The following is a 23263-nucleotide window of genomic DNA, read 5'->3' as shown; positions in this document are numbered from 1 at the left end:
TCTATCTGTTTTAACCGATGAGCTTGCCCAGGCTCTGGGCAGTGAAATCCACCATGGGGACGACGCGGGCATAATTCAACCGAGTCGGCCCGATAACGCCAAGTACACCCACGACCCGCCCCTCTCTGTCCCGATAGGGCGAAGCGATGACGGAGGACCCCGAAAGCGCGAACAGACGGTTCTCCGAACCGATGAATATCCGCGTTGCTTCCGCGTCCCGTGCGCTTTCGAGCAATTCGGCGATGGACTGCTTGTTCTCCAGATCGTCGAGCAACTGCCGCACCCGTTCCAGATCACCCAGCGCTGTCTCGTCTAGCAGGTTGGCCTGCCCGCGCACGATCAAAACCGGGCGCATGGTGGCGTCTTCGCTCCACACCGCCAGGCCCCGCTCCACCAGATCGCGGCTGGCACCGTCCAGTTCGCTGTGCCCCGAGGCAATTTCTTCGCCGATCACCCGGGCAGCCTCCGACAAGGTCCGGCCGCCCAGGCGGGATGTCATATAATTGGTCGCCTGTTCCAGCACTGACAACGGCAGGCCGGAAGGCAGCGTGAGAAGGCGGTTCTCTATACTGCCATCTTCCCCCACAAGAATCGCCAATGCCTTGCCGGGGGCCAGTTGCACCAGGTTCATTTGGGACAGGCGCGGTTCGCGGCGCGGCACCATGACCACCCCAGCTGCCGCAGAAAGATCAGAGAGGAGCGCGCTGGTCGCCTCCAGCGCCTTTTCGATCGGGCCGGGTCGGGACAGGCGCCGTTCAATCGCCGCGCGTTCTTCTGCCGTCGGTTCCGCAACCTGCATCATCCCGTCAACAAACAGACGCAGGCCGATTTCCGTGGGCATACGCCCCGCGCTCGTATGCGGCGCGGCGAGCAGCCCCAGTGTTTCCAGTTCGGCCAGAACAGAGCGAATCGAGGCTGGAGAAAGATTGACCTGCCCTGCCCCGGCCCCCGCCAACGCCTTGGACCCGACCGGATTACCGCTCTGCAAATACTCCTCAACCACGAGGCGGAAGATATCGCGAGCGCGATTCGTCAGTTCGGTGACAGGCGGGGCGGGCATAAACTGTTATCTAGGCCACTCTCCCGCGCACACAACACCCGATCTCTCTTCCCTTTCACGATCCACGAAGTAAGGACGGCCCACAATGAAGTATGGGGCCCCTGCCCTTTCTTAGGAAAAGGATTGTTCATGCGACCTTCCGGACGCGCGCCTGACGAAATGCGCGCAATCGAAATTCAGACCGGTTTCACCAAACATGCGGAAGGGTCGTGCCTGATCTCTTTCGGCGATACGAAAGTGCTCGTCACCGCCAGTGTCGAGGAACGTGTCCCCCCATTCCTGCGCGGCAAGGGCGAAGGCTGGGTTACGGCGGAATATTCGATGCTTCCCCGCGCCACGCATACGCGCGGCAGCCGTGAAGCAGCCAAAGGCAAACAGACCGGCCGCACCCAGGAAATCCAGCGCCTGATCGGCCGTAGTCTGCGCGCAGTTACCGATATGAAGAAATTGGGCGAACGTCAGATTACGCTCGATTGCGATGTCATCCAGGCTGATGGCGGAACGCGCACGGCAGCGATTTCCGGGGCATGGGTCGCCCTGCGCCTTGCGGTGAACACGCTCATGGCAAAAGGGCTGATCACATCCGATCCACTGACGGCCAAAGTCGCTGCGGTAAGCTGCGGCATTTGCGAAGGCACCCCGGTTCTCGATCTCGATTATGTCGAAGACAGCGCTGCCGATGCTGACGCCAACTTTGTGCTGATCGAAGGCGGCCTGATCGCGGAAGCACAGGCAACCGCGGAAGGCGCGCCTTACGACGAGGAAAATCTTCTGCGCCTGCTGCGTCTGGCGCGCATCGGATGCGACCGGATCTTCGCGGCACAGGATGCGGCGGTAAAGTGATGCGCAGGCTCGGTTCCGGCAAACTCGTTATTGCCACCCACAATGCTGGCAAGCTGAAAGAAATTTCAGCCCTGCTGGCACCCTATGGCATGGAATGCATTTCCGCAGGGGCTTTGGGCTTGCCGGAACCAGCCGAAACAGGAACGACATTCGTCGAAAACGCCCTGATCAAGGCTCGTGCAGCCGCACAGGCATCCCAGTTGCCGTCACTGGCGGACGATAGCGGTTTGTCCGTCACCGGTCTTGGCGGAAGGCCGGGCGTGTACACGGCCGATTGGGCCGAGCGGCAATGGTTTGAAGGTGAACCCGGCCGCGACTGGTACATGGCCATGGGCAAGGTCGAAGGGATGCTGCAGGCCATCGGGTTGGAAGCCGATCGTTCGTGCTGGTTTTCCTGCGTCCTGGCGATTGCCTGGCCCGATGGCGAAACCGCCGTTTACGAAGGACGGGTGGACGGGACCTGCACATGGCCGCCACGAGGGCTGAAAGGGTTCGGTTACGACCCTGTTTTCGTCCCCAATGGCAGCACCTTGACCTTTGCCGAGATCGATCCGGATGAAAAACACCGGATCAGCCATCGCGCGGATGCCTTCGCCAAACTGGTCGCGGAGCAGTTCGGCTGAGCGATCAGCCGACCTTGCTACCGATATAGTTTCCAGCAGGCCAGTAGCGACAGACCAGCACGTCCACGCCACCGCTGCGGGCCAGCGCGCATCCCACCTGTTGCGTGTCGGGCCAGATGATCTGTGTGTAGTGCCCCACATCTTCCCAGCGCCCGGTACGCGACACTTTGGGGAAAATCCCGGGGCGGAAATCCTGCTTCTCGTTGATGAAGGCGCCAACCATGCTGTCAGGGCCATAGTACCCTCTGGTTCCGATCCAGAGATTTTCGCCTGCGCCACCGCGTTCTTTCCAGCCCGAATGGCGCAAACGGCCTTCCGCAGCCAGTGTTTCCGCCCAGCGTCCGGCTGCCTTGGCCAGATCGGCATTCCACTGCAACCCCGGCAATTGCTTGTCAGCCCGCGCCTGATTGTGGAGATGCAGAATCTGCCCGTCGATATTGCCCTGTGGCGGCTCTGCGATTGCGACCGTGGCGAGTGCCGCCGCCGAGACCATTCCACTGATAGCGAGGATCAATCGTTTGCCTTGCATGGTCTGGTCTTGACACCACACCGTTAATACCTGCTGAAGATCACACATGGCCCGCGCGCTTTACATACATTGGCCCTTCTGCCTGAAGAAGTGTCCCTATTGCGATTTCAACTCGCATGTCCGAGAGACGATCGAACTGGCGCAATGGCAAGCAGGCCTGTTGGCAGACATGCGCCACGAAGCCGCCGTGGCTGGTGGCGAACCGTTGGAAAGCATCTTTTTCGGTGGTGGCACGCCATCACTCATGCCCCCGGCGCTGGTTGAAACCCTGCTTCGCGAGGCAGAGCATCTCTGGGGTTTTGCGGATGGCATCGAGATTACGATAGAAGCCAATCCCTCTTCGGTCGAAGCCGGAAACTTCAAGGCGCTGGCCAATGCCGGGATTAACCGCGTCTCGCTGGGCATTCAGGCGCTGGATGATGCTACCCTACAGTTTCTGGGGCGCCTTCACAGTGCGCATGAAGGGCTGACCGCGCTCGAAACGGCGCAAGCAGCATTTCGCAGAGTAAGCTTCGACCTGATCTATGCCCGGCCGGAACAAACCCCCGCCCAATGGGAAAGGGAACTGGAACAGGCTCTGTCCTATGGAACGGGCCACCTCTCGCTCTATCAATTGACGATCGAGCCGGGCACCCGGTTTGCCACCGATGTGCGCCTAGGGCGGTTTACACCGCTGGATGACGATGCGGCGGCGGAACTGTTCGCCGTGACCCGCTCACGCACCGCCGCGGCGGGGTTGTCCGCCTACGAGATCAGCAATCACGCGCGGGTGGGTGAAGAAAGCCGCCATAACCTGACCTACTGGCGATACCACGATTATTGCGGGATTGGCCCCGGCGCACATGGAAGGCGGGGTCATGTTGCGACCGTGCGCCATCGCAAGCCAGAGAATTGGCTCGATGCCATGGCGGCCCATGGTCACGGCATGTCGGAGCAACGCGCACTGCCTCTGGCGGAACAGGCCAGTGAAGCGCTGTTGATGGGCCTGCGCCTGCGCGAAGGCATCGATCTGGAGATATTTTCGGGCCGTTTCAGCATTGCCACGGAACATCTCATCGATCCCGCCCGCTTCGCGTTCTATGCTGAACAAGGCCTGTGCTGGCGCGACGGCACCCGCATGGGCGTGACAGCAGATGGTATGCCTCTGCTCGATGCCTTGTTGGGCGAACTGGTGCCCGCAGAACTGGTATCTGCATGATACATCGCGCCGATATCCTCTCTGCCTGGCGCGACCATCTTGAAGGGGGGCGCCGTCGTTCGCCCCACACAGTACGCGCCTATCTCGCCACCGCTGCGCGATTGCTCGACAATCTGGGGGCCACGGACTGGCCGAATCTCGCTCGTCTGGACGCACCGGCCTTGCGCAAACAACTGGCCGAGCGTCGCGCGGATGGGATCGGCAATGTTTCGGCCGCACGCGAACTGTCCGCGCTCAAGGGCTTCCTCGCCTTCGCCCGCGCGCAGGCGGGTATGGAGGATGCAGCACCGCCCCGGTTGCGCGGACCGCGCGTCAAGAAAGGCCTGCCGCGCCCCGTTACACCGGACGATGCCCTGAATCTGGCAGACGGTGTGGCCGATTTCGCCGCTGACGACTGGATTGGGGCGCGGGATCGGGCGGTCCTGCTGCTGATGTACGGCGCGGGTCTGCGTATTGCGGAAGCCTTGTCGCTGACGGGGGCTGACGTCCCGCTGGGTGAAACACTGGTCGTAACGGGCAAGGGTAACAAGCAACGCGTCGTCCCCGTGCTGCCTGTGGTCCGCGAGGGAGTCGATGCCTATCTCCGCCTCTGCCCCTGGCCCATGGATCGGGATGCGCCGATTTTTCGCGGGAGCAAGGGCGGCTTGCTCAATCAGGGCATGGTACAGAAGGCTATGGCACAAGCGCGCATCGCGCTTGGCCTCCCGGCCACCGCAACGCCTCATGCCTTGCGCCACAGTTTTGCCACGCACCTGCTCGGTGCCGGGGCCGATCTGCGCTCGTTACAGGAACTGCTCGGTCACGCCAGTCTTGGCTCAACCCAGATATATACGCGGGTCGATGCCGCCAAACTGCTGGAAACCTACCGATCGGCGCATCCCCGCGAACGGACCTAGCGCCTGTCGCGTGGTTTCCAGGTTATCACTCTCCAGAGGTAACCCAGCACCCCCAGTCCAAGCCCCGCTATGATGATCCAGTCGAGCCATTGCTGCGACTCTTCCAGATAGCGTGCAAGCCAGGTGCCGCCCATGATCAACAGGACATTCCAGACGGCCGATCCGGCAAAGGTATAAATCAGGAACGTCGCATGGCGCATATGCGTCAACCCTGCCGGCAACGAGATCATCGTGCGCAGAAACGGGGAAAAGCGGAGAAAGAACACCACCCATTGCCCATGGCGGCGAAAAAAGCGGCTCGCCCGCTCGATATCGCGCCATTCCAGCGTCAGCCATCTGCCCCAACGCCGCACGAACGGCCGCAAACGTTGGTAGCCCCATTTGTCGCCGACCAGAAACCACGCATAGTTCCCGATCGTCGATCCGATAGTTCCGGCAACAAGCAGGGGCCAGAACGCCATCGTACCGCGCGCGACCGCAACACCCCCCAGCCCCATGATCACTTCAGAAGGGATAGGGGGGAAAATGTTTTCGATGATCATCAGAAACGCGATGCCGAGATAGCCCCCGCGCTCGATTATCTGCAGTATGAATTCATTCATCGTGAGAGCAACGACCCAGCCTGCAATAAGTTCTCGGGCAGCACCAAACAGGCTCTATCCCACGCGTGCGGCGATCGCATCCCAGATCATGGCCGCCGTGTCCGTGCCGTTAAAACGATCAATGGCCACGATACCGGTTGGGCTGGTCACGTTGATTTCCGTCAGCCACTTGCCGCCGATCACGTCGATACCGACGAAAATCAGGCCAAGCCGTTTCAATTGCGGGCCAAGAGCGGCACAGATTTCCTGTTCGCGCTCGGTCAGGGTTGTGGCCGCAGCAGAGCCACCAACAGCGAGATTGGAGCGAAATTCGCCTTCGCCCGGAATGCGGTTGATCGCACCGGCGACTTCCCCATCAACCAGGACGATGCGTTTGTCGCCTTCCGCGACTTCGGGAAGGAAGGGCTGCACCATATGCGGTTCGGGCCAGGTCAGATTGAACACCTCGAACAGCGCCGAAAGATTGTCACCTCCTTCCGGTACGCGAAAGATCGCCTTGCCCCCATTGCCGTGGATCGGCTTGACCACAACGGCGCCGTGTTTTGCCATGAACCGTCGCACTTCATCCACACTGCGGGTGACCAGCGTGGGCGGCATGAACCGCCGGTAATCCAGCACAAACACCTTTTCCGGCGCATTACGCACACTGACCGGATTGTTCACGACCAGCGTTTCGCCTTCAATCCGTTCGAGCAGATGCGTTGCCGTGATATATCCCATATGGAACGGCGGATCTTGCCGCATCAGAACCACGTCTACATCCCGGCCAAGGTCGAGCCGGCGCGGTTCGCCCATTTCGAAATGGTTGCCCGCAACCCGCTGCACGCGGACCGGATGGGCAAGCGCATACAGCCGGTCATCCTCATCCAGAGTGAGGCTCTCGACATCGTAATGAAACAGTTCGTAACCGCGTGCCTGCGCGGACAACATCAGGGCAAAAGTGGAATCGCCGGCGATGTTGATGGAATGAAGCGGGTCCATCTGGACCGCAACGCGCAAGGACATCTGTACAGTCTCCGTAAGTTCCGGTTTATCGCCGGATTGCAGTAATCATCGCGTGCCCACCGGGAATGTCCATCGTGGAACCGATGTTACGGACCGGCGCAAGGTGTTACGCGACCCAGGCATTGGTGATGTGGCGCGGGAAACGCCGTGGCGCAAGCAGCAGAACGTCAATCCGCGTAATATCCTCATCCCGGGCATAGCGATGCGCCAGAGCCTCTGCCGCCGCAGCCACGCGGCGCAGGCGCCAGCTGTCAATGGCCAGATCCAGATCCTCCGCGCGATTCCGCCATTTGACTTCGACAAAGGCGACCACCCTGCCGCGCCGCGCGATAATATCCACCTCGCCGCGCGCATTGCGCACACGGCGATCCAGAATGCGCCATCCTTTAAAACGAAGAAACCACACGCCGAAACTTTCCGCTCTTCGGCCTTGCCGTTCACGGGATGCGCGATTCACCGCGGTTTCAGTTCCATGGCGCGCGCGTAGAGGACCTTACGGTCCAGCCCGGTTGCCTTGGCGACCTGCCCCGCGGCCTGCGATGGCTTGTCGTGCTCCATGGCCGCGATCAGCAGCGCGTCGACATCGATGGCGCCACTTTCTTCGACGGGGGGCCCGATCATTAGCACGATTTCGCCCTTGGGCGGGTGATTGGTATAATGCGCGATCAGGGCCTCAGGCGTGCCTGTGCGGCATTCCTCGTGCAACTTGGTCAGTTCCCGGGCGACGGCGACCTCCCTGCCCGGCAATGCTGTGGCAATGGCTTCAAGCGACTTCAACAGGCGTTGTGCGCTTTCATAAAAAATCAGCGTTGCCGGAATACGGGCGAGTTCCAGCAACATATCGTTCCGCGCTTTTTCCTTTACGGGCAGGAACCCGGCAAAGAGAAACCGATCGTTGGGAAGCCCTGCCAGCGTGAGCCCGACAATCGCCGCGCTTGGCCCCGGCAAACTGGTCACGGCGATCCCCTGATCCCGTGCAGCACGAACAAGCCGATAACCCGGATCGGAAATCAGCGGTGTCCCGGCATCGGAAACAAGCGCCACGGATTTGCTGCGCATGGCGTCCAGCAACCGGTCGCGATCTTCGGCGCTGCTATGATCGTCGTAGCGCCACAACGGTTTGTGCAGCGACAGATGGCGCAGCAGCTTTGCGGTTACGCGCGTATCCTCGCAGGCAATCGCATCACAGCGCCTGAGAACATCGATCGCCCGCAATGTGATATCCCCGAGATTGCCAATCGGGGTCGCCACTATATACAGGCCGGATGGTAAGGGTTCATCGTTTGTCACGATGGGCCTCTTGGACCATAGAGGTACGGAGCGGCAAGAGATGAAGGGTATCCTGTTCAACAGGCGTGGTTTTACGCTGGCATTGACCACAGTGTTGCTGGCTGGTTGCGCCGTTGTTCCGAAGGGACCCACCGCGCCGCCACCGCCGCAGAGGCCAGATGAAACCGCCCTACCCACGGATGATGCACGTCATCGCATTGCCTTGCTGGTGCCGATGACCGGCGGAAATGGCAATGTCGGCCAATCGATCGCCAACGCCACCACCATGGCGCTGCTGGACACCAACGCCAGCAATCTGCGCATCACCACTTATGATACGGCCACGGGTGCGGAAAGTGCGGCAGCCAAGGCCATAGCGGATGGCAATCGCCTGATTCTGGGTCCTTTATTGGGTGACGATACCGATGCTGTCGTCAAGGTCGCCCGCCGCAAAGGTGTGCCCCTCATCAGTTTCTCCAACGACGTGACGACCGCCTCCCGCGATGTGTTTCTGTTGGGCCATATCCCGGGGCAATCGGTCGACCGGTCGGTTGAATATGCCTATTCGCAAGGCTCCCGCCGATTTGCCGCGCTCGTCCCGCAAGGCGAATATGGCAGGCAGGCGGAAACCGCCCTTTCCGGTGCGGTACTGCGCAAGGGTGCCTCGCTGATGACCGTAGAAAAATATGAACGTGGCAGCAGCGGAATCGTCGAGGCTGCCAAGAGGCTGGAAGGCAAAGGCGGATTCGATAGCGTTCTGATCGCCGATGGCGCCCGCCTTTCCGGGCTCGCCGGGGCACAGTTCACCAAAAAACCCCAAATTCTCGGGACCGAATTGTGGAGCGGCGAATCCAGCATCACCGGCAGCACAGCCCTTCGCGGTGCGCTGTTCTCCGCCGTTTCGGACACGCGCTACAAGCAATTTTCGACCAGCTACAAAAGCCGCTTTGGCACGCAGCCCTATCGCATTTCCACCCTGGGGTATGATGCGGTACTTCTCACGCTGAAAGTGGCGCGCGAATGGAAGCCGGGCACGGCATTTCCCACGCCCAAGCTGCTCGACAAGGGTGGTTTCCTTGGTGTGGACGGGCCGTTCCGGTTCCTACCCAGCGGGGTTGGTGAACGCGCCATGGAAGTGCGCAAGGTCGGCAACGGCACTGTGAGCGTGGTATCGCCCGCCCCCACGCGTTTCGGTGAGTAGGCACGCACAGCCTGTTCTGCCCCTAACTCTGACGATAACTTTTTCGGGCGCTTGAATGCGCCTGAATCTCCGGGGTATGCCAAGGTTATGAGCGACGACCTGTTCGACAAGCTGCCCGCTGGCGGTGGTGACTACGATGCCTCCTCCATTGAGGTTCTGGAAGGTCTGGAACCTGTCCGTCGCCGTCCTGGCATGTACATCGGGGGCACGGATGAACGTGCGTTGCATCATCTTGCGGCCGAAGTGCTCGACAATGCGATGGACGAAGCGGTTGCCGGCCACGCTACGCGTATCGAAGTGACGCTGGGCGAAGGCAATCGGCTCAGCATCAGCGACAATGGCCGGGGTATTCCGGTTGATGAACATCCCAAATTTCCGGGGAAATCCACACTCGAAGTTATTCTGTGCACGCTGCATTCGGGCGGCAAGTTCTCGGGCAAGGCCTATGCCACCTCGGGCGGCTTGCACGGCGTTGGCGTCAGCGTTGTCAACGCCCTGTCGGTACATACCCGCGTCGAGGTGGCCCGTGACCGGCAGCTTTACGCGCAGGAATTCGCGCGCGGCATCACGCAGGGCCCACTGCAGAAACTTGGCGCAACCCCCAACCGGCGTGGCACAACGGTGGCCTTTACGCCCGATCCGGAGATTTTTGGCGATCGGCAGTTCAAGCCGTCCCGTCTGTTTCGGCTGACGCGGTCCAAGGCCTATCTATTCGCCGGCGTGGAAATCCGCTGGAAATGTGCCCCCAGCCTCACATCCGATGATGTCCCGGCCGAAGCGGTATTCCAGTTCCCCGGCGGCCTCGCAGATCATTTGTCCGAACAGATTGGTGATCGCGAATGCGTGACCGCCCAGCCCTTTTCTGGAAGACAGGATTTTGCTGACGAGCAGGGCCGCGTAGAATGGGCCATCGCCTGGCCGCTGTGGTCGGATGGCGCCACCAGTTGGTACTGCAACACGGTGCCCACACCGGACGGCGGCACCCACGAACAGGGTGTGCGCGCAGCTCTGGCGAAGGGACTGCGCGGTTTCGGCGAACTCGTCGGGCAGAAAAAGGCCAAGGAAATCTCTGCAGACGATGTGATGACCGGTGCGGAAGTCATGCTGTCCGTGTTCATCCGCGAACCTCAGTTCCAGAGCCAGACGAAAGACCGCCTGACCTCCCCCGAGGCGGCACGACTGGTTGAAAATGCCGTGCGCGATCATTTCGACCACTTCCTTGCGGACAACATGGAACGCGGCAAGGCCTTGCTTGGGCAAGTCATGGAGCGAATGGACGAACGTCTGCGCCGAAAGGCGGAACGTGAGGTCAAACGCAAGACCGCGACCAACGCCAAGAAACTGCGCCTGCCCGGCAAATTGACGGACTGTTCCGGCGAAGGGGACGGTGAATCGGAACTGTTCATCGTCGAAGGCGATTCCGCCGGTGGCAGCGCCAAGATGGCGCGCAACCGCAAGACACAGGCAATTCTGCCAATCCGTGGCAAAATCCTTAACGTTGCCTCAGCCAGCGCCGACAAAATTCGCGCCAATCAGGAAATCGCTGATCTCACTCTCGCTCTGGGGTGCGGTGTCCGCAAGGACTGCGATCCTGAAAACCTGCGGTATGATCGCATCATCATCATGACTGACGCCGATGTCGATGGAGCCCATATCGCCACATTGCTCATGACGTTCTTCTTCCAGGAAATGGCGGAAATTGTCCGTCGCGGGCACCTGTTTCTCGCCCAACCGCCACTCTATCGCCTGACGGCGGGTAAAGAGAGCGTCTATGCCCGCGATGACGCGCACCGCGACGAACTGGAACAGACGGTGTTCAAGGGTAAGAAAGTCGAAGTGGCGCGATTCAAGGGCCTCGGCGAAATGAACCCGCAGCAATTGCGGGAAACCACCATGTCTCCTGACAGCCGCAGCCTTGTGCGGATCACGCTGCCCCCGGAATTTGAACAACGCGCGGCGATCAAGGAACTGGTCGATCAACTGATGGGCCGCAATCCGGAACACCGTTTCAACTTCATCCAGAACCGCGCTGGTGAAATCGATCGCGATCTGATCGACGCCTGATCCAATGATCAAACCGGCGCTGTGGCCATACTGGTCCGCTCTGTTATGGCCCGACGCGCGGCAATTGTGAACAAGGCGATAAGGACGAGCGGCATAATGGGAATGCCGATGTAAATCGCCAGAGGCCGGGAAAACGCCGGAGCCGCGAAGGCGGCCGCGATAATGATCTTCTCCCACGGCCTATGGGTCGGATTGGCCGCTAGGGCGATCAAAGGGAAAACAAGTATTGTCAGATCATAATCCAGGACAAACGGAGTCGTCAGAGGTGCGCCTGCAAGCATCGCGGCACCCAGCGATAGGTTATATGTCTGCTGCCAACACGCCCTGACAAGGGCAAGAACCACTCCTCCAACGATCACAATCTGGGCAGCATACGCCACGGTCACCGGCATGCCGAGCAGACGTGCCGCTGCGAGCGGGCTTTGCATTTTGGCGAACCCGACCGCCCCATTGGTCATTGCAGCTTGTGCATTTTCGCTGATAGCCATCCAGGCGAGCCAGGTTTCAGGGCCGAATGCCAAAGCTGCCGCGAGGGCCATGGCAATCGCCGTCGCCCCGGCGACGAGGATGACACGCCATTCTCCCGTCAACACCAGAACAAGAGGAATCAAGACCCCGAACTGTGGCTTTATCGTTGCCAGTCCGAAACATATACCCGCGATCGCAGGCCGTTCGCGCACCTTTAAGGTTCCGTAGCCCAGCAAGGCCGCGATCAGGAACGATGTCTGTCCATGCGTAATGGTGATGAGTGACGGGGGAAATGCCAGTGCCAGCAACCAAACTGACGGTGTGAGTGAGAACACCTTGAGCCACTGCCTCACCGTCCACAACCATGCCAGACCGGTTGCACCGATCCAGGTGATCAATGCCGGAAAATAGGATAGAAATCCGAATGGATAGCAGAAGAGCAGGAATGATGGCGGGTAAAAAAATGCCGTATAGGTGCCCTCTTGTACGTAAAACTCACGCTGCGCCAGAACATGGGCCACCGTATTGTATACCGCTGCTGGATTTTGGCCCAACAACATATGCCCGACGGTCCAGAAACTGAGAAAATCCGACCCGATTAAAAAACCGTTCCGATCGATACCATCATGCGCCGTGGCGACCAGCAACGCCAGAGTGCCCACATTGAGTGCAGCGAAGATGGCAAGATAGCGGCGAATCCGTTCTCTGTTCAGCCAATCGGCATTTTGAAAGAAATCGATCCCCATAGGCCCGACATCTGCCCCGAACGCAGTCACCTGTCCATTGGCATGTTAAAACACGACAGTGGACAGGTGTTCTGCGATCGATGCCGATAGCAGAATAGCGTCAGATCAAACGTTCTGCGCTGCCTCTCCTCCTTCGCGTGTCTTCCACAAGGACCAGAGGACACCGCCTGCAATAAGCCCAAATGTCACGCCGAGACTGATACCGGGGTGCACCTTGCCGCTTTCGGTCAGAAAATCCCCGATGAATATCTTCGAGCCAATGAACACCAGCACCAGCGCGAGAGCGTACTTCAGGTAATCGAAGCGGTGAATCATCGCTGCGAGCGCGAAGTACAGGGCGCGCAGGCCAAGGATAGCCATGATGTTCGACGTGTAGACGATGAAGGTGTCCGTGGTGATCGCAAAAATTGCCGGGACCGAGTCCACCGCGAACACCAGATCCGCAATATTGATGACGATCAGCGCCAGAAACAGGGGCGTTGCCGCCGTCACCAGCTTCCCCGTGCGTTCATCCTTTTCCTTCACCAGAAAGTGGCGGCCGTGATGTTCCTTGGTCACACGCATATGGCGTGACAGCCAGCGGATCGCCTTGTTATTGGCAAGATCGGGCTCGTGATCCGCTGTCCAGAGCATGCGCAGGCCGGTTATGATCAGGAATGCCGCAAAGATGTACAGCGTCCAGTAGAATTCCTGAACCAGTGCAGCGCCTGCTGCGATCATGATGCCGCGCAGAACGATAACCGCGAGAATACCCCATAGCAGCGCGCGATATTGATACTGCCGCGGAATAGCGAAAAAGCCGAATATCAGCGATATGATGAAGACATTGTCGATGGACAGCGCCTTCTCGATGAAAAAGCCGGTGTAGTACTTCATGCCAAGGTCTGCCCCTTTGGCGTACCACACCCAAAGCCCGAATATCAGGGCGATCGAAATGTAGAAAACGGACAGACCCAGTGATTCCCGCACGCCCATTTCCTTGTCGTCCTTGTGCAGGACGCCAAGATCGAATGCGGTCAGTGCGAGCACGATGGCGACAAATGCCGCCCAGAACCAGACTGGGGTTCCCAGCCAGTCTTGAAACAGGAATTCCATGAAAACGCGCCTTGCTCGTTCGGGTGAATGCAATGAGCCGGCGCCACTTGAATGGCACCGGCGATAGTATCAACGGGTCAGCAGATCGCCTGCTCACCATGCCATCCCAACAGGGTATTGAGGCGTTTTCCGTTTTCCTGCTTCAGCGTTTTGATACGCAAAATCTCAAACGCGTTCGGAATTTTGCGCATTTGGGCGTGGCGCAGCAACGCGTCGAGTTTCTGGTGCCGTTCCATCAGGCGATAAACAAAATCGGGCATAGCGTATGCTCCCTATCGAAACGAGATGTACGTTCGATCGGATGTGCCGAGCCAGAATCAGGGAAGGAGGAGGGGAAACCCGGACCCAGACATCGGCATCATCCGATGCGGTCCGACATCACGTGACAGGCTGCCCATTTGGGCCAGCATGCCGCGCCAGAGGGGCCCGGTCCGCAAATTCAGTATAGGTATCCTTGCATCCAATTGCAAACAGGGCATTTTGTAACAAAGTTGCATCGACGCGAAATGGGCAGATTCTCTGCCCTGCCCGCAGTTTGCCGGCACCGCTTGGCGTATGCTGATTGTCCTGCCATGGCATCGGTGTGACCGGCCCATTTTCTTTGCGGTAAACGGGTGCGATTCGTAAAAATGACAGGCGTTCCGGCGCGCCAGATCTCGTCCGGACTGATAAGGATGCTTTGCGCATGACAACACGTTTCGAGGGAACCCGGAATTACGTTGCAACCGACGATCTCAAGGTTGCGGTAAACGCGGCGGTGACATTGCGCCGTCCGCTTCTCGTTAAAGGGGAGCCGGGCACGGGCAAGACCGTTCTTGCGCACGAGATTTCGAAAGCCATCGATGCCCCGCTGATCGAATGGAACGTGAAAAGCACGACCAAAGCCCAGCAAGGGCTCTATGAATACGATGCCGTGGCCCGTTTGCGCGATGGACAACTGGGTGAAGAACGGGTGCACGACATCCGCAATTACATCAAGAAGGGCAAGCTCTGGGAAGCCTTCACCGCGGAACGCCTTCCTGTTCTGTTGATCGACGAAATCGACAAGGCAGATATCGAATTCCCCAACGATCTGTTGCAGGAACTCGATCGCATGAGCTTCGACGTTTACGAAACGCAGGAGCGGATTGAGGCGAAGGAGCGCCCGATCGTCGTCATCACGTCGAACAACGAGAAAGAACTGCCGGACGCGTTTCTGCGGCGCTGCTTCTTCCACTACATCAAATTCCCCGATCCCGACACGATGCGCGAAATCGTGGAAGTGCACTTCCCCGGGATACAGAAGCAGCTCGTTACCAAGGCCATGGAAATGTTCTATGAACTGCGTGAGGTGCCTGGTCTCAAGAAAAAGCCCAGCACATCGGAACTGCTCGATTGGCTGAAGCTGCTGCTGGTCGAGGATATGCCGCTCGATGTCCTGCAAAATCGTGATCCGACCAAGGCGATCCCGCCTCTGCATGGCGCGCTGCTCAAGAACGAACAGGATATCATGATGTTCGAACGTCTCGCCTTCATGGCACGTCGGGAGCGTTAGGGGCCTCATCGCCAGTGCGGGCCAGCTTTGGCACCAGCTACCATCGTTCCGGCCGGATCAAAGGAATAAGCCTTGTTTCTGAACTTTCTCGATGAACTGCGATCCGCGGGCATCAAGGCCAGCCTGAAGGAACATCTCGTTCTGCTGGAAGCGCTGGATCGCAACGTGATCGAGCAGACGCCGGAGGCATTCTATTACCTTTCCCGATCAATTTACGTGAAAGATGAAGGCCTTCTTGATCGCTTCGATCAAGTTTTTCAGAAGGTCTTCAAGGGGATTTTCAGCGATTACGGCCAGCAACCCGTCGATATTCCGGAAGAATGGCTGAAGGCGGTCGCGGAAAAATTCCTGAGCCCGGAAGAAATGGAAAAGATCGAAGCCCTCGGCAGTTGGGACGAGATCATGGAAACCCTGAAGAAGCGGCTGGAGGAACAGCAAGGCCGCCATCAGGGCGGAAACAAATGGATCGGCACCGGGGGGACCAGCCCTTTCGGCAATTCCGGTTACAATCCCGAAGGCGTTCGCATTGGCGGGGAAAGCCGGCACAAACGCGCGATAAAGGTTTGGGAAAAGCGCGAGTTTGCCAATCTCGACAACACGCGTGAACTGGGTACCCGTAACATCAAGGTTGCACTGCGCCGCCTGCGCCGGTTTGCGCGCGAAGGTGCTGCGGACGAGCTTGATCTCGACGCCACCATCCGTGGTACCGCACGGCAGGGCTATCTCGACATTCACATGCGCCCGGAACGGCATAATGCTGTGAAAGTCTTGCTGTTTCTCGATGTCGGGGGATCAATGGACCCCTATATCAGACTGGTGGAAGAACTGTTCAGCGCAGCAACCACCGAGTTCAAGAATCTCGAGTTCTTCTACTTCCACAACTGCCTTTACGAGGGCGTATGGCAGAACAACCACCGGCGTTGGCAGGAACGCACATCGACCTGGGATATTCTTCACAAGTACGGTCATGACTACAAAGTGATCTTTGTCGGTGACGCGGCGATGAGCCCTTACGAGATCAGCTATCCCGGCGGTTCCGTCGAACATATGAACGAGGAAGCCGGTGCCGTCTGGCTGGAGCGGGTCTTGCATACCTATCCCGCAACCGTCTGGCTCAATCCTGTGCAGCCGGATTACTGGAGCTATAGCCAGTCCACCACGATCATCCGGCAACTGTTCGGCGACCGGATGTATCCGTTGAGCCTGGATGGCCTCGACAGCGCAATGCGCGAACTTACGCGCAAGAAGCACTGAATAGGGCCGATTACGGATAGAGCAGGAAAGGCGCGATCTCTTCCGCCCAGCGGCCTTCATCGGCACCGGCCACGCGATCCAGATCGCCCGGCGCCGATTGGCTGTTATCCACCCATTCGCGCAGCGCCGGTCCACCGTTGATCACATCAATGGCGAGCCGATCAAATTCATACTCGTAAGGGAAATCGCGCCAGATCGGGTAATCGGGATAGAGCGCGCGGATGGCCTTGAACGCCAGTGCCTGCAATCGCCAGGGGCGGAACGCCTGATGATCGTAAAAACGCCCTTCCGCATGGATCATCAGAGCGCTGCATAATCTGCCCTGATGTTTGTGGAATGTCGGCTCGAACCAACAGGGCCGAACGGCGCAACCGGCCAGCCATTCGGGCGCAATGCGTTGCATCTCCGGCAGAACTTTACCGGCATCGATATCTGGCGCACCGAACAACACTTCCAGCGGGCGCGTCGTGCCGCGGCCTTCGCTCAGCGTGGTGCCTTCCAGCATCACGGTCCCCGCATAGGCACGCGCCATGTTGAGATTGGCGGCATTGGGGCTTGGATTGATCCAGATGCGGCTTTCCGGCCAGCCAAACCCGTTGGCACTATCGGGCTGCCATCCATCCATCGCAATCACGCGATAATCCACATCCAGCTTGAAGTGATCGATGAACCAGTAGCCCATTTCGCCCAGCGTGAGCCCGTGCCGCATGACCATCGGCCCTGCCCCGACGAAACTTTCCTGCCCCGGCAGAAGCACGGTTCCTTCTACCTGCCTGCCTGCCGGGTTCGGGCGGTCCAGCACCCAGACACTCTTGCCCTGTGCTGCGGCCGCTTCCAGCATATAGAGCAGCGTGGTCACGAACGTGTAGATACGGCAACCGAGATCCTGCAAATCAAACAGGAACACATCCGCCGTATCCATCATCGCCGGGCTGGGACGGCGCACTTCCCCATAAAGGCTGAAAACCGGGATACCGTAAACCGGATCCCGTTCATCAGCCGTCTCGACCATATTGTCCTGCTTGTCGCCTTTCAGCCCATGCTGCGGCCCGAAGGCGGCCGCAAGGGTGATATCGGGACATTCGGCAAGTGCATCCAGAGAATGCACCAGACCTTCCGTTACGGATGCGGGATGGGCAACCAACGCCACGCGTTTGCCGATAAGTGGTTTGCGGAGTTCCGGGTCTGCCAGCAGGCGATCAATGCCGAATTTCATGATCGTACCGGTGCCGGAAGCGCTGCGATGAAGCAAGCCGGATCATGGAAATCAGGTTCGCCATCGGGATGGGCCAACGCCCAGTAACTCTTCACACCGCCCTCTTCCTCAATCACCGCGCTCAACCCTATCCGGAGATTTTCGTCCACTGGTCTGGGCAATTTCACGGTCATCACGAAGAAGCGGTCGCCCTGCTGATGATCGATCACGGGGGGATCGGACAGGCCTTCATCGCTGCGCCCATCACGATAGGTCGGGAACCGATAGGCCGCCCAACGTTGCGACGGCGAAAAATTGTATTCGACGTAGGCCCTGTCATCCCCCTGCACAAACATCTCGAAGCAGGTGGTCGTCCACAGCTCCTCCGCCCTGCCCGATCCAGAATAGGCCGGTAACGACAGGGCCGAACCGCCATCCACCCGCCAGCGAAGCAGCAGCCGATCATTGTCGTCCTCCACCAGTGTCACGTTAATTCCCAGAACGGCCAATGATGGCGTATCCGGATGGCAAATCAGCCTATGCGTTCCCAAGCGGGTTTCTCCGTGCTAGGCGCCCGCCCGATGACGAGCGCCACATATCAATCGACTCTGCTGCGCCTACTTGAGGAACGTGGCTATATCCACCAGCTCACCGATGCTGAGGGCCTGGATGCCCTTGCCCAGCGGCAGATCGTGCCGGGCTATATCGGCTTTGATCCCACAGCGCCATCGCTTCACGTGGGGCATCTGGTATCGATCATGATGCTGCGCCAGTTGCAACGCGCCGGCCACAAACCCATCGTGGTCATGGGTGGCGGCACGGGCAAGATCGGCGATCCGAGCTTCAAGGATGAAGCACGCAAGCTGCTGACCACCGAAATCATCGCTGAAAACGTCGCGTCCATCCGTCGGGTGTTCGAACGCTTCCTGACGTTTGGCGATGGACCCAATGATGCGATCATGGTCGATAATGCCGAATGGCTCGACAAGCTCGAATATATTCCCTTCCTGCGCGACATCGGACAACATTTCTCGGTTAACCGGATGTTGAGCTTCGATTCCGTGAAGCTACGTCTCGATCGGGAACAATCGCTGAGCTTCCTGGAATTCAATTACATGATTCTCCAGGCCTACGATTTTCTGGAACTCTCGCGTCGCGCGGAATGCCGTTTGCAAATGGGCGGTTCCGATCAGTGGGGCAATATCGTCAACGGCGTGGAACTGGCGCGCCGTGTCGATGGCACCCAGGTCTTCGGGCTCACCACGCCTTTGCTCACCAACGCGGATGGCACCAAAATGGGCAAGACGGTGGGCGGTGCGGTCTGGCTGAACGAAGATCAGCTTTCCAATTACGATTACTGGCAATTCTGGCGCAACACAGCCGATGCTGACGTCGCCGTACGGCTGCGCCTCTTTACTGACCTGTCGGTGGAAGAAATCGCACGCCTTTCCGCTCTGGAAGGCAGTGAAATCAACGCCGCCAAGATCGCACTTGCAAATGAGGCGACGAAGCTTTGTCGCGGCGAAGAAGCAGCCCAGGCTGCCGAAGCGACCGCCGCCGCCACGTTCAGTGGAGGCGGTGTCGGTGCCGAGCTTCCGGAATTTCCGCTGCCCGCAGAAGGCATTGGTTTAATTGATGCGCTGGTCGGTATCGGATTTGCGGCGAGCCGTGGCGAAGCAAAACGGCTTATCGCGGGTGGCGGCGCGAAACTTAACGGTGAATCTGTCACCGATGAAGCGCACATCATCTCCGGAGGCGCAGAAATCCGTATATCTTCAGGCAAGAAGAAGCACGGTGTGTTGCGCCCGGCCTAGATAAATCTTGATTGAACGCAGTTTACCATTTTTCAGCCAATTCCTGACATATGCCTTTCTTACGCAGTGCAAGGAGGCATGACGAACAGTGGCTGGAGGAGCGCAACTATCTGTACCCGACATGCGTCGGGCCGGACGCCATCCGGTGGAGTTGAAGACCATCGTCGAACATCGCGAACGCGGTGATATCCTGCTGCATGTCGTCAACATTTCGGTTCAGGGCTTCATGATCGACAATGCGGAAACGCTCAACCGCGGCGATCGGGTGCTTCTGCGGCTTCCCGTCGTCGGGCGCATTGAAGCCTATTGCATGTGGACCAAGGACAACCGCGCCGGGTTCCAGTTTGAGCGCCTGCTGCGTTCCGACGATTACAGTCGACTGGTCGAACAGACCCAGCCCAACCCGAATTTGCGCCGCGCACGCTAAAATAGGTCTCGTGCTGCGCGGTAAAGCTTCAATTGCTTGGCAAGTGTTGCGGTGCCTGTCATGGGCGATCTGTGAAAGAGCCTAACTCCCCGCTCCAGATCCCGGATTACCGTTTGTTCTGGCTTGCGCGTTTTCTTGCGGTTTTTTCGACGCTGTCGATGGTGGTCCTGATCGGGTACCAGACCTATGACATCGCCCGTTCCGACTATGGCATGGATAAGGCACAGGCCGCCCTGCAACTGGGCTTTCTGGGGCTTGTACAATTCATTCCGTTATTCCTGCTTGCCCCGGTGGCCGGCTGGGCGGCGGACCGGTTCGAACGGCGCAAGGTCGCCATCTGTGCCAATCTGCTGGACAGCTTCAGCGCCATCGCGCTCGCCCTGCTGACATTGTTCGATGCGTTGAACCTCCCGATCCTGTTCACTATCGCTGCCGCACACGGGGCTGCGCGCATCTTTACCGGTCCGGCGCTTACCGCCATTGCCCCCAATATCGTGCCGCCACGCCTGCTCCCGCAAGCGATCGCACTCAGTTCAATGGCATGGCAGGCTGCAACCGTGATCGGGCCCGCAGTGGGTGGCCTGCTGTTCGGCTTGTCAGAATCCCTGCCCTACTTTCTGTCATTTGCCCTGCTGCTTGGTTCCGCGCTGCTCACCTATTGCATCAAACCGGTCTACCCGCCTGCCGATGGCGCAAATCTGCATCCGTTGAAGCTGATGGCGGAAGGGTTCACGTTCACTGTGAAGCAACGCTTTCTGTTGGGGTGCGTCACACTGGATCTGTTTGCCGTTTTGCTCGGCGGCGCAACCGCTCTGCTGCCCGTTTACGCGCGCGACATCCTGAAAGTCGGGGCCGAAGGGTTAGGCATTATGCGCGGCGCCCCGGCCCTTGGCGCAGCTCTCGTCGCCCTCTGGCTGTCGTTCCGCCCTGTTGAGTACAACGTGGGAACCAAGATGTTGTGGGCCGTTGTCATCTTCGGTGCGGCAACAATCGGTTTCGGATATTCGACCAATCTCGGCCTGTCGCTGGTCATGCTGTTCATACTTGGCGCGGCGGACATGGTTTCCGTATTTATCCGCAGCACATTGGTGCAACTGCACACCCCCGATTCGATGCGCGGCCGGGTATCCTCCATCTCCGGCCTTGCGGTGTCCGCATCCAACGAACTGGGGGAAATGCGAGCCGGCGTATTCGCCGCCGCACTGGGAAGCGTCGGCGCGGTTGTCATTGGCGGGGCAGGTGCGATAATTGTTACGGCGTTGTGGGCATGGTTATTCCCGGAAATCCGACGGGCCAAAACATTCGACACGCAATATCACGATCACGACAAGGGAAGAGTGACATGAAAGCCGAAAATATTCTCGCCACGATTGGCCAGACCCCGCACGTTCGCCTTTCCCGGCTTTTCCCCGATCATGAGGTCTGGATAAAATCGGAACGGTCCAACCCGGGTGGATCGATCAAGGACCGCATTGCGCTTGCCATGATCGAAACGGCGGAGGCTGACGGTAGCCTGAAACCCGGCGGGACAATTATCGAACCGACTTCCGGCAACACCGGGATCGGCCTCGCCATGGTCGCGGCGGTCAAAGGTTACAAACTGGTTCTGGTCATGCCGGAAAGCATGTCGATCGAACGCCGGCGGCTTATGCTCGCCTATGGCGCAACATTCGATCTGACCCCGCGCGAGAAAGGCATGAAGGGCGCGCTGGAGCGGGCACAGGAACTGGTCTCCAGCACACCCGGGGCATGGATGCCCCAGCAGTTCGAGAACCCGGCCAATGTGACCGTTCACGCACAGACGACCGCACAGGAAATCCTCGCAGATTTTGGCGACACCCCGATTGACGTTTTGGTCAGCGGCGTTGGCACAGGCGGCCATCTTACGGGGTGCGCAGAAGTGTTGAAAGCCCGTTGGAACGACATGAAAGCCTATGCCGTCGAACCCGCACTGTCGCCGGTCATATCGGGCGGGCAACCGGGGCCTCATCCCATTCAGGGAATCGGCGCAGGCTTCATCCCGGGCAACCTGCATACGCAGGCGATTGACGGCGCCATTCTGGTCAGCGCCGAAGATGCCAAGGAAATGGCGCGCCGTTCGGCTCGCGAAGAAGGTTTGCTCGTCGGGATCAGTTCCGGCGCCACCCTTGCGGCTATTGCCAGTAAACTGCCCGATCTCGAGCCAGGTTCACGTATTCTCGGCTTCAACTACGACACGGGTGAGCGATACCTTTCCGTTCCGGATTTCCTTCCGGAGTAACCGGGGTGAGCGATCTGGAAACAATCGCATACCACCATGGAGACATCGTGCTGACGGGCCGTCTGGCACGCCCCGTCAGCACGCCCCGTGCCGCCATCGTCATTTTCCCGACAGTGATCAACGGTTCGCCCCGGATCGAGAAATCCGCGCGCGATCTCGCCGCCGCGGGCTATCTGGCGTTCATCGCCGATTTTTATGGGCAACCGGCTGCGGATTTCGATGCGGCAGTTGCGCTCGCCAATGCTTTGCGCACGGACCTCGATTATTATCGCACACGTTTGCGCCTCGCAGTGGAGGCGCTGCATGCCCTGCCCGATGCGACAGGTCTTCCCCTCGGCGCGATCGGATACTGCATGGGTGGTACGTCTGTTCTAGAACTCGCGCGCGATGGCGTAAATCTGGACGTGGTGGTCAGCTTCCACGGATTGCTGCAAACAGCACGACCGGCGAAAGCGGGCGCGATCAGGCCCCGCATTCTGGTGTGTCATGGCGATGCGGATCCGCTCGCCCCACGCCCCCATGTCCTGGCATTCTGGGACGAAATGGATACCGCAGCGGCCCGGTGGCATTTCCACAGCTACGCAGGCGTGAAACATAACTTCACTGACCCCGCCAGCGACACTCGCGGGTCGGATATGTTTGCCTACAACGCCAGCGCGGACCGGCAAAGCTGGGCCGCAATGCTATCGTTGTTCGATGAAGTGTTCGGGGAGCAACAGCCGACGGGTTGATCCCCCAACGCGATCCGTAACGGTTCTTGTGTGATGCTTTATCGCGTGGGCTTTTGATCCGGCTTGCCATCGCCATCGTCATCGAAGGTGTCAGGTGTGCCGTCGCCATCGGCATCCCAGGCATCGGCTACCCCATTCGCATCCCGATCCCAGGCGTCCGGCTGGCCATCCTTATCGGTATCGACAGACGGCGGCGGAGGCGTCGGGCTGGTTGTTTCGACAGCATTCTGAGCGTGGACTGACCCGGTTACTGCGGCGAAGGACAAGACCAGCGCCGTCACCGCCCTGACCAGATGCAATGTCGTAATTCGGGGCATTCACGCCTCCTCTCGTGCCACCCCTGTTCCGATCAGAGTCGGCACCTTGAGACACGATAGCCACCCTCTTGCGACGATTGGCATGGTCCGTCGGCCAGGATTCCTTTCCGTCGCAGCCCATCGCAAGCACGT

25 protein-coding genes are annotated in these 23263 nt (G+C 59.2%); 13 read left to right on the top strand and 12 right to left on the bottom strand.

What is annotated here, in order from left to right; all coding sequences use genetic code 11:
• Nucleotides 1–10: 10 nt before the first annotated feature.
• Nucleotides 11–1060 (bottom strand): heat-inducible transcriptional repressor HrcA, encoded by a 1050-nt coding sequence (gene hrcA / locus EGO55_RS19315; protein ID WP_021690483.1) that lies wholly within the window; start codon nucleotides 1058–1060, stop codon nucleotides 11–13.
• A 129-nt stretch (nucleotides 1061–1189) separates the two neighbouring features.
• Between hrcA and rph the strand changes: the two genes are divergently transcribed.
• Entirely contained in the window at nucleotides 1190–1903 is a 714-nt protein-coding gene (gene rph / locus EGO55_RS19310) for a ribonuclease PH (protein WP_021690484.1), read from the top strand.
• Nucleotides 1900–2526, top strand: a complete 627-nt coding sequence (rdgB, locus tag EGO55_RS19305; RefSeq protein WP_040716128.1) for an RdgB/HAM1 family non-canonical purine NTP pyrophosphatase — start codon at nucleotides 1900–1902, stop codon at nucleotides 2524–2526. Before rph ends, rdgB begins: the two co-directional genes overlap by 4 nt.
• A 4-nt stretch (nucleotides 2527–2530) precedes the next feature.
• Here rdgB and EGO55_RS19300 read toward each other — a convergent pair whose 3' ends face one another.
• Entirely contained in the window at nucleotides 2531–3055 is a 525-nt protein-coding gene (locus tag EGO55_RS19300; RefSeq protein ID WP_161566052.1) for a CAP domain-containing protein, read from the bottom strand.
• Between the two features lie 46 nt (nucleotides 3056–3101).
• Between EGO55_RS19300 and hemW the strand changes: the two genes are divergently transcribed.
• Together hemW and EGO55_RS19290 are read left to right on the top strand one after the other, a co-directional pair.
• Nucleotides 3102–4253 (top strand): radical SAM family heme chaperone HemW, encoded by a 1152-nt coding sequence (hemW, locus tag EGO55_RS19295; protein WP_021690487.1) that lies wholly within the window; start codon nucleotides 3102–3104, stop codon nucleotides 4251–4253.
• On the top strand, nucleotides 4250–5149 hold the full coding sequence (locus tag EGO55_RS19290) for a tyrosine recombinase XerC (RefSeq protein ID WP_021690488.1): 900 nt from the start codon (nucleotides 4250–4252) through the stop codon (nucleotides 5147–5149). The genes hemW and EGO55_RS19290 overlap by 4 nt, the downstream gene beginning before the upstream one ends.
• Here EGO55_RS19290 and EGO55_RS19285 read toward each other — a convergent pair.
• The 4 genes from EGO55_RS19285 to rsmI form a co-directional block, all read right to left on the bottom strand.
• Entirely contained in the window at nucleotides 5146–5751 is a 606-nt protein-coding gene (locus EGO55_RS19285) for a DedA family protein (RefSeq protein WP_021690489.1), read from the bottom strand. The two genes, EGO55_RS19290 and EGO55_RS19285, sit on opposite strands and share 4 nt — an antisense overlap.
• Before the next feature lie 54 nt (nucleotides 5752–5805).
• Nucleotides 5806–6756, bottom strand: a complete 951-nt coding sequence (gene gshB, locus EGO55_RS19280) for a glutathione synthase (protein WP_021690490.1) — start codon at nucleotides 6754–6756, stop codon at nucleotides 5806–5808.
• Nucleotides 6757–6862: 106 nt separating this feature from the next.
• Complete coding sequence (locus EGO55_RS19275; protein WP_021690491.1) at nucleotides 6863–7213, bottom strand: YraN family protein; 351 nt, start codon at nucleotides 7211–7213, stop codon at nucleotides 6863–6865.
• Nucleotides 7210–8049: a 16S rRNA (cytidine(1402)-2'-O)-methyltransferase gene (gene rsmI, locus EGO55_RS19270; protein ID WP_210766764.1), complete on the bottom strand. Its 840-nt coding sequence runs from the start codon at nucleotides 8047–8049 to the stop codon at nucleotides 7210–7212. Before rsmI ends, EGO55_RS19275 begins: the two co-directional genes overlap by 4 nt.
• Nucleotides 8050–8086: 37 nt before the next feature.
• Here rsmI and EGO55_RS19265 point away from each other — a divergent pair, with 37 nt between their 5' ends.
• On the top strand, nucleotides 8087–9226 hold the full coding sequence (locus EGO55_RS19265; protein ID WP_021690493.1) for a penicillin-binding protein activator: 1140 nt from the start codon (nucleotides 8087–8089) through the stop codon (nucleotides 9224–9226).
• An 87-nt stretch (nucleotides 9227–9313) separates the two neighbouring features.
• Nucleotides 9314–11290 (top strand): DNA topoisomerase IV subunit B, encoded by a 1977-nt coding sequence (parE, locus tag EGO55_RS19260; RefSeq protein WP_021690494.1) that lies wholly within the window; start codon nucleotides 9314–9316, stop codon nucleotides 11288–11290.
• 8 nt (nucleotides 11291–11298) lie between these two features.
• Here parE and EGO55_RS19255 read toward each other — a convergent pair whose 3' ends face one another.
• The 3 genes from EGO55_RS19255 to EGO55_RS19245 all read right to left on the bottom strand — a co-directional run bounded on the left by EGO55_RS19255 (nucleotide 11299) and on the right by EGO55_RS19245 (nucleotide 13859).
• The gene (locus EGO55_RS19255) at nucleotides 11299–12504 is read right to left on the bottom strand and encodes a glycosyltransferase family 87 protein (RefSeq protein WP_021690495.1); all 1206 of its coding nucleotides are present in this window, start codon (nucleotides 12502–12504) and stop codon (nucleotides 11299–11301) included.
• Between the two features lie 105 nt (nucleotides 12505–12609).
• Nucleotides 12610–13599, bottom strand: coding sequence for a TerC family protein (locus EGO55_RS19250; RefSeq protein WP_021690496.1), 990 nt, complete (start codon nucleotides 13597–13599; stop codon nucleotides 12610–12612).
• Nucleotides 13600–13676: 77 nt separating this feature from the next.
• Nucleotides 13677–13859 carry a hypothetical protein gene (locus EGO55_RS19245; RefSeq protein WP_021690497.1) on the bottom strand — a complete coding sequence of 61 codons (183 nt, stop codon included), beginning with the start codon at nucleotides 13857–13859 and terminating at the stop codon, nucleotides 13677–13679.
• Nucleotides 13860–14284: 425 nt separating this feature from the next.
• Between EGO55_RS19245 and EGO55_RS19240 the strand changes: the two genes are divergently transcribed.
• Together EGO55_RS19240 and EGO55_RS19235 are read left to right on the top strand one after the other, a co-directional pair.
• The gene (locus EGO55_RS19240) at nucleotides 14285–15133 is read left to right on the top strand and encodes an AAA family ATPase (RefSeq protein WP_021690498.1); all 849 of its coding nucleotides are present in this window, start codon (nucleotides 14285–14287) and stop codon (nucleotides 15131–15133) included.
• Nucleotides 15134–15205: 72 nt separating this feature from the next.
• Nucleotides 15206–16387 (top strand): vWA domain-containing protein, encoded by a 1182-nt coding sequence (locus EGO55_RS19235; RefSeq protein WP_021690499.1) that lies wholly within the window; start codon nucleotides 15206–15208, stop codon nucleotides 16385–16387.
• A 10-nt stretch (nucleotides 16388–16397) separates the two neighbouring features.
• On the opposite strand, the gene EGO55_RS19230 is transcribed toward EGO55_RS19235, so the two are convergent.
• Both EGO55_RS19230 and EGO55_RS19225 read right to left on the bottom strand, forming a co-directional pair.
• A complete protein-coding gene (locus tag EGO55_RS19230; RefSeq protein WP_021690500.1) occupies nucleotides 16398–17603 on the bottom strand; it encodes an exo-beta-N-acetylmuramidase NamZ family protein in 1206 nt (401 codons plus the stop codon).
• Nucleotides 17600–18133, bottom strand: coding sequence for a DOMON-like domain-containing protein (locus EGO55_RS19225; RefSeq protein ID WP_040716042.1), 534 nt, complete (start codon nucleotides 18131–18133; stop codon nucleotides 17600–17602). The genes EGO55_RS19230 and EGO55_RS19225 overlap by 4 nt, the downstream gene beginning before the upstream one ends.
• A 30-nt stretch (nucleotides 18134–18163) precedes the next feature.
• Here EGO55_RS19225 and tyrS point away from each other — a divergent pair, with 30 nt between their 5' ends.
• The 5 genes from tyrS (at nucleotide 18164) to EGO55_RS19200 (ending at nucleotide 22814) form a co-directional block, all read left to right on the top strand.
• Nucleotides 18164–19396: a tyrosine--tRNA ligase gene (tyrS, locus tag EGO55_RS19220; RefSeq protein WP_021690502.1), complete on the top strand. Its 1233-nt coding sequence runs from the start codon at nucleotides 18164–18166 to the stop codon at nucleotides 19394–19396.
• A gap of 121 nt (nucleotides 19397–19517) precedes the next feature.
• Nucleotides 19518–19823 carry a PilZ domain-containing protein gene (locus tag EGO55_RS19215; RefSeq protein ID WP_040716044.1) on the top strand — a complete coding sequence of 102 codons (306 nt, stop codon included), beginning with the start codon at nucleotides 19518–19520 and terminating at the stop codon, nucleotides 19821–19823.
• Between the two features lie 71 nt (nucleotides 19824–19894).
• Entirely contained in the window at nucleotides 19895–21169 is a 1275-nt protein-coding gene (locus EGO55_RS19210; protein WP_021690504.1) for an MFS transporter, read from the top strand.
• Complete coding sequence (gene cysK, locus EGO55_RS19205) at nucleotides 21166–22083, top strand: cysteine synthase A (protein ID WP_021690505.1); 918 nt, start codon at nucleotides 21166–21168, stop codon at nucleotides 22081–22083. Before EGO55_RS19210 ends, cysK begins: the two co-directional genes overlap by 4 nt.
• Nucleotides 22084–22088: 5 nt before the next feature.
• Nucleotides 22089–22814 carry a dienelactone hydrolase family protein gene (locus EGO55_RS19200; RefSeq protein ID WP_021690506.1) on the top strand — a complete coding sequence of 242 codons (726 nt, stop codon included), beginning with the start codon at nucleotides 22089–22091 and terminating at the stop codon, nucleotides 22812–22814.
• A gap of 38 nt (nucleotides 22815–22852) precedes the next feature.
• On the opposite strand, the gene EGO55_RS19195 is transcribed toward EGO55_RS19200, so the two are convergent.
• Entirely contained in the window at nucleotides 22853–23131 is a 279-nt protein-coding gene (locus EGO55_RS19195; protein WP_021690507.1) for a hypothetical protein, read from the bottom strand.
• Between the last annotated feature and the right edge of the window lie 132 nt (nucleotides 23132–23263).

The organism is Caenibius tardaugens NBRC 16725 (assembly GCF_003860345.1).
Classification (GTDB): domain Bacteria; phylum Pseudomonadota; class Alphaproteobacteria; order Sphingomonadales; family Sphingomonadaceae; genus Caenibius; species Caenibius tardaugens.
Note: the sequence above shows the minus strand (reverse complement) of the source record. Positions and strands in the feature narration are given on the sequence as shown.

Bases quoted from the DNA above. Each gene is read 5' to 3' on its own strand.
- EGO55_RS19290 (WP_021690488.1), top strand. From the start codon at position 4,250: ATGATACATCGCGCCGATATCCTCTCTGCCTGGCGCGACCATCTTGAA.
- EGO55_RS19215 (WP_040716044.1), top strand. From the start codon at position 19,518: ATGCGTCGGGCCGGACGCCATCCGGTGGAGTTGAAGACCATCGTCGAA.
- EGO55_RS19285 (WP_021690489.1), bottom strand. From the start codon at position 5,751: ATGAATGAATTCATACTGCAGATAATCGAGCGCGGGGGCTATCTCGGC.
- EGO55_RS19255 (WP_021690495.1), bottom strand. From the start codon at position 12,504: ATGGGGATCGATTTCTTTCAAAATGCCGATTGGCTGAACAGAGAACGG.
- tyrS (WP_021690502.1), top strand. From the start codon at position 18,164: ATGACGAGCGCCACATATCAATCGACTCTGCTGCGCCTACTTGAGGAA.
- rph (WP_021690484.1), top strand. From the start codon at position 1,190: ATGCGACCTTCCGGACGCGCGCCTGACGAAATGCGCGCAATCGAAATT.
- EGO55_RS19195 (WP_021690507.1), bottom strand. From the start codon at position 23,131: ATGCCCCGAATTACGACATTGCATCTGGTCAGGGCGGTGACGGCGCTG.
- EGO55_RS19250 (WP_021690496.1), bottom strand. From the start codon at position 13,599: ATGGAATTCCTGTTTCAAGACTGGCTGGGAACCCCAGTCTGGTTCTGG.
- EGO55_RS19245 (WP_021690497.1), bottom strand. From the start codon at position 13,859: ATGCCCGATTTTGTTTATCGCCTGATGGAACGGCACCAGAAACTCGAC.
- parE (WP_021690494.1), top strand. From the start codon at position 9,314: ATGAGCGACGACCTGTTCGACAAGCTGCCCGCTGGCGGTGGTGACTAC.
- hemW (WP_021690487.1), top strand. From the start codon at position 3,102: ATGGCCCGCGCGCTTTACATACATTGGCCCTTCTGCCTGAAGAAGTGT.
- EGO55_RS19300 (WP_161566052.1), bottom strand. From the start codon at position 3,055: ATGCAAGGCAAACGATTGATCCTCGCTATCAGTGGAATGGTCTCGGCG.
- EGO55_RS19265 (WP_021690493.1), top strand. From the start codon at position 8,087: ATGAAGGGTATCCTGTTCAACAGGCGTGGTTTTACGCTGGCATTGACC.
- gshB (WP_021690490.1), bottom strand. From the start codon at position 6,756: ATGTCCTTGCGCGTTGCGGTCCAGATGGACCCGCTTCATTCCATCAAC.
- EGO55_RS19240 (WP_021690498.1), top strand. From the start codon at position 14,285: ATGACAACACGTTTCGAGGGAACCCGGAATTACGTTGCAACCGACGAT.
- EGO55_RS19230 (WP_021690500.1), bottom strand. From the start codon at position 17,603: ATGAAATTCGGCATTGATCGCCTGCTGGCAGACCCGGAACTCCGCAAA.
- hrcA (WP_021690483.1), bottom strand. From the start codon at position 1,060: ATGCCCGCCCCGCCTGTCACCGAACTGACGAATCGCGCTCGCGATATC.
- cysK (WP_021690505.1), top strand. From the start codon at position 21,166: ATGAAAGCCGAAAATATTCTCGCCACGATTGGCCAGACCCCGCACGTT.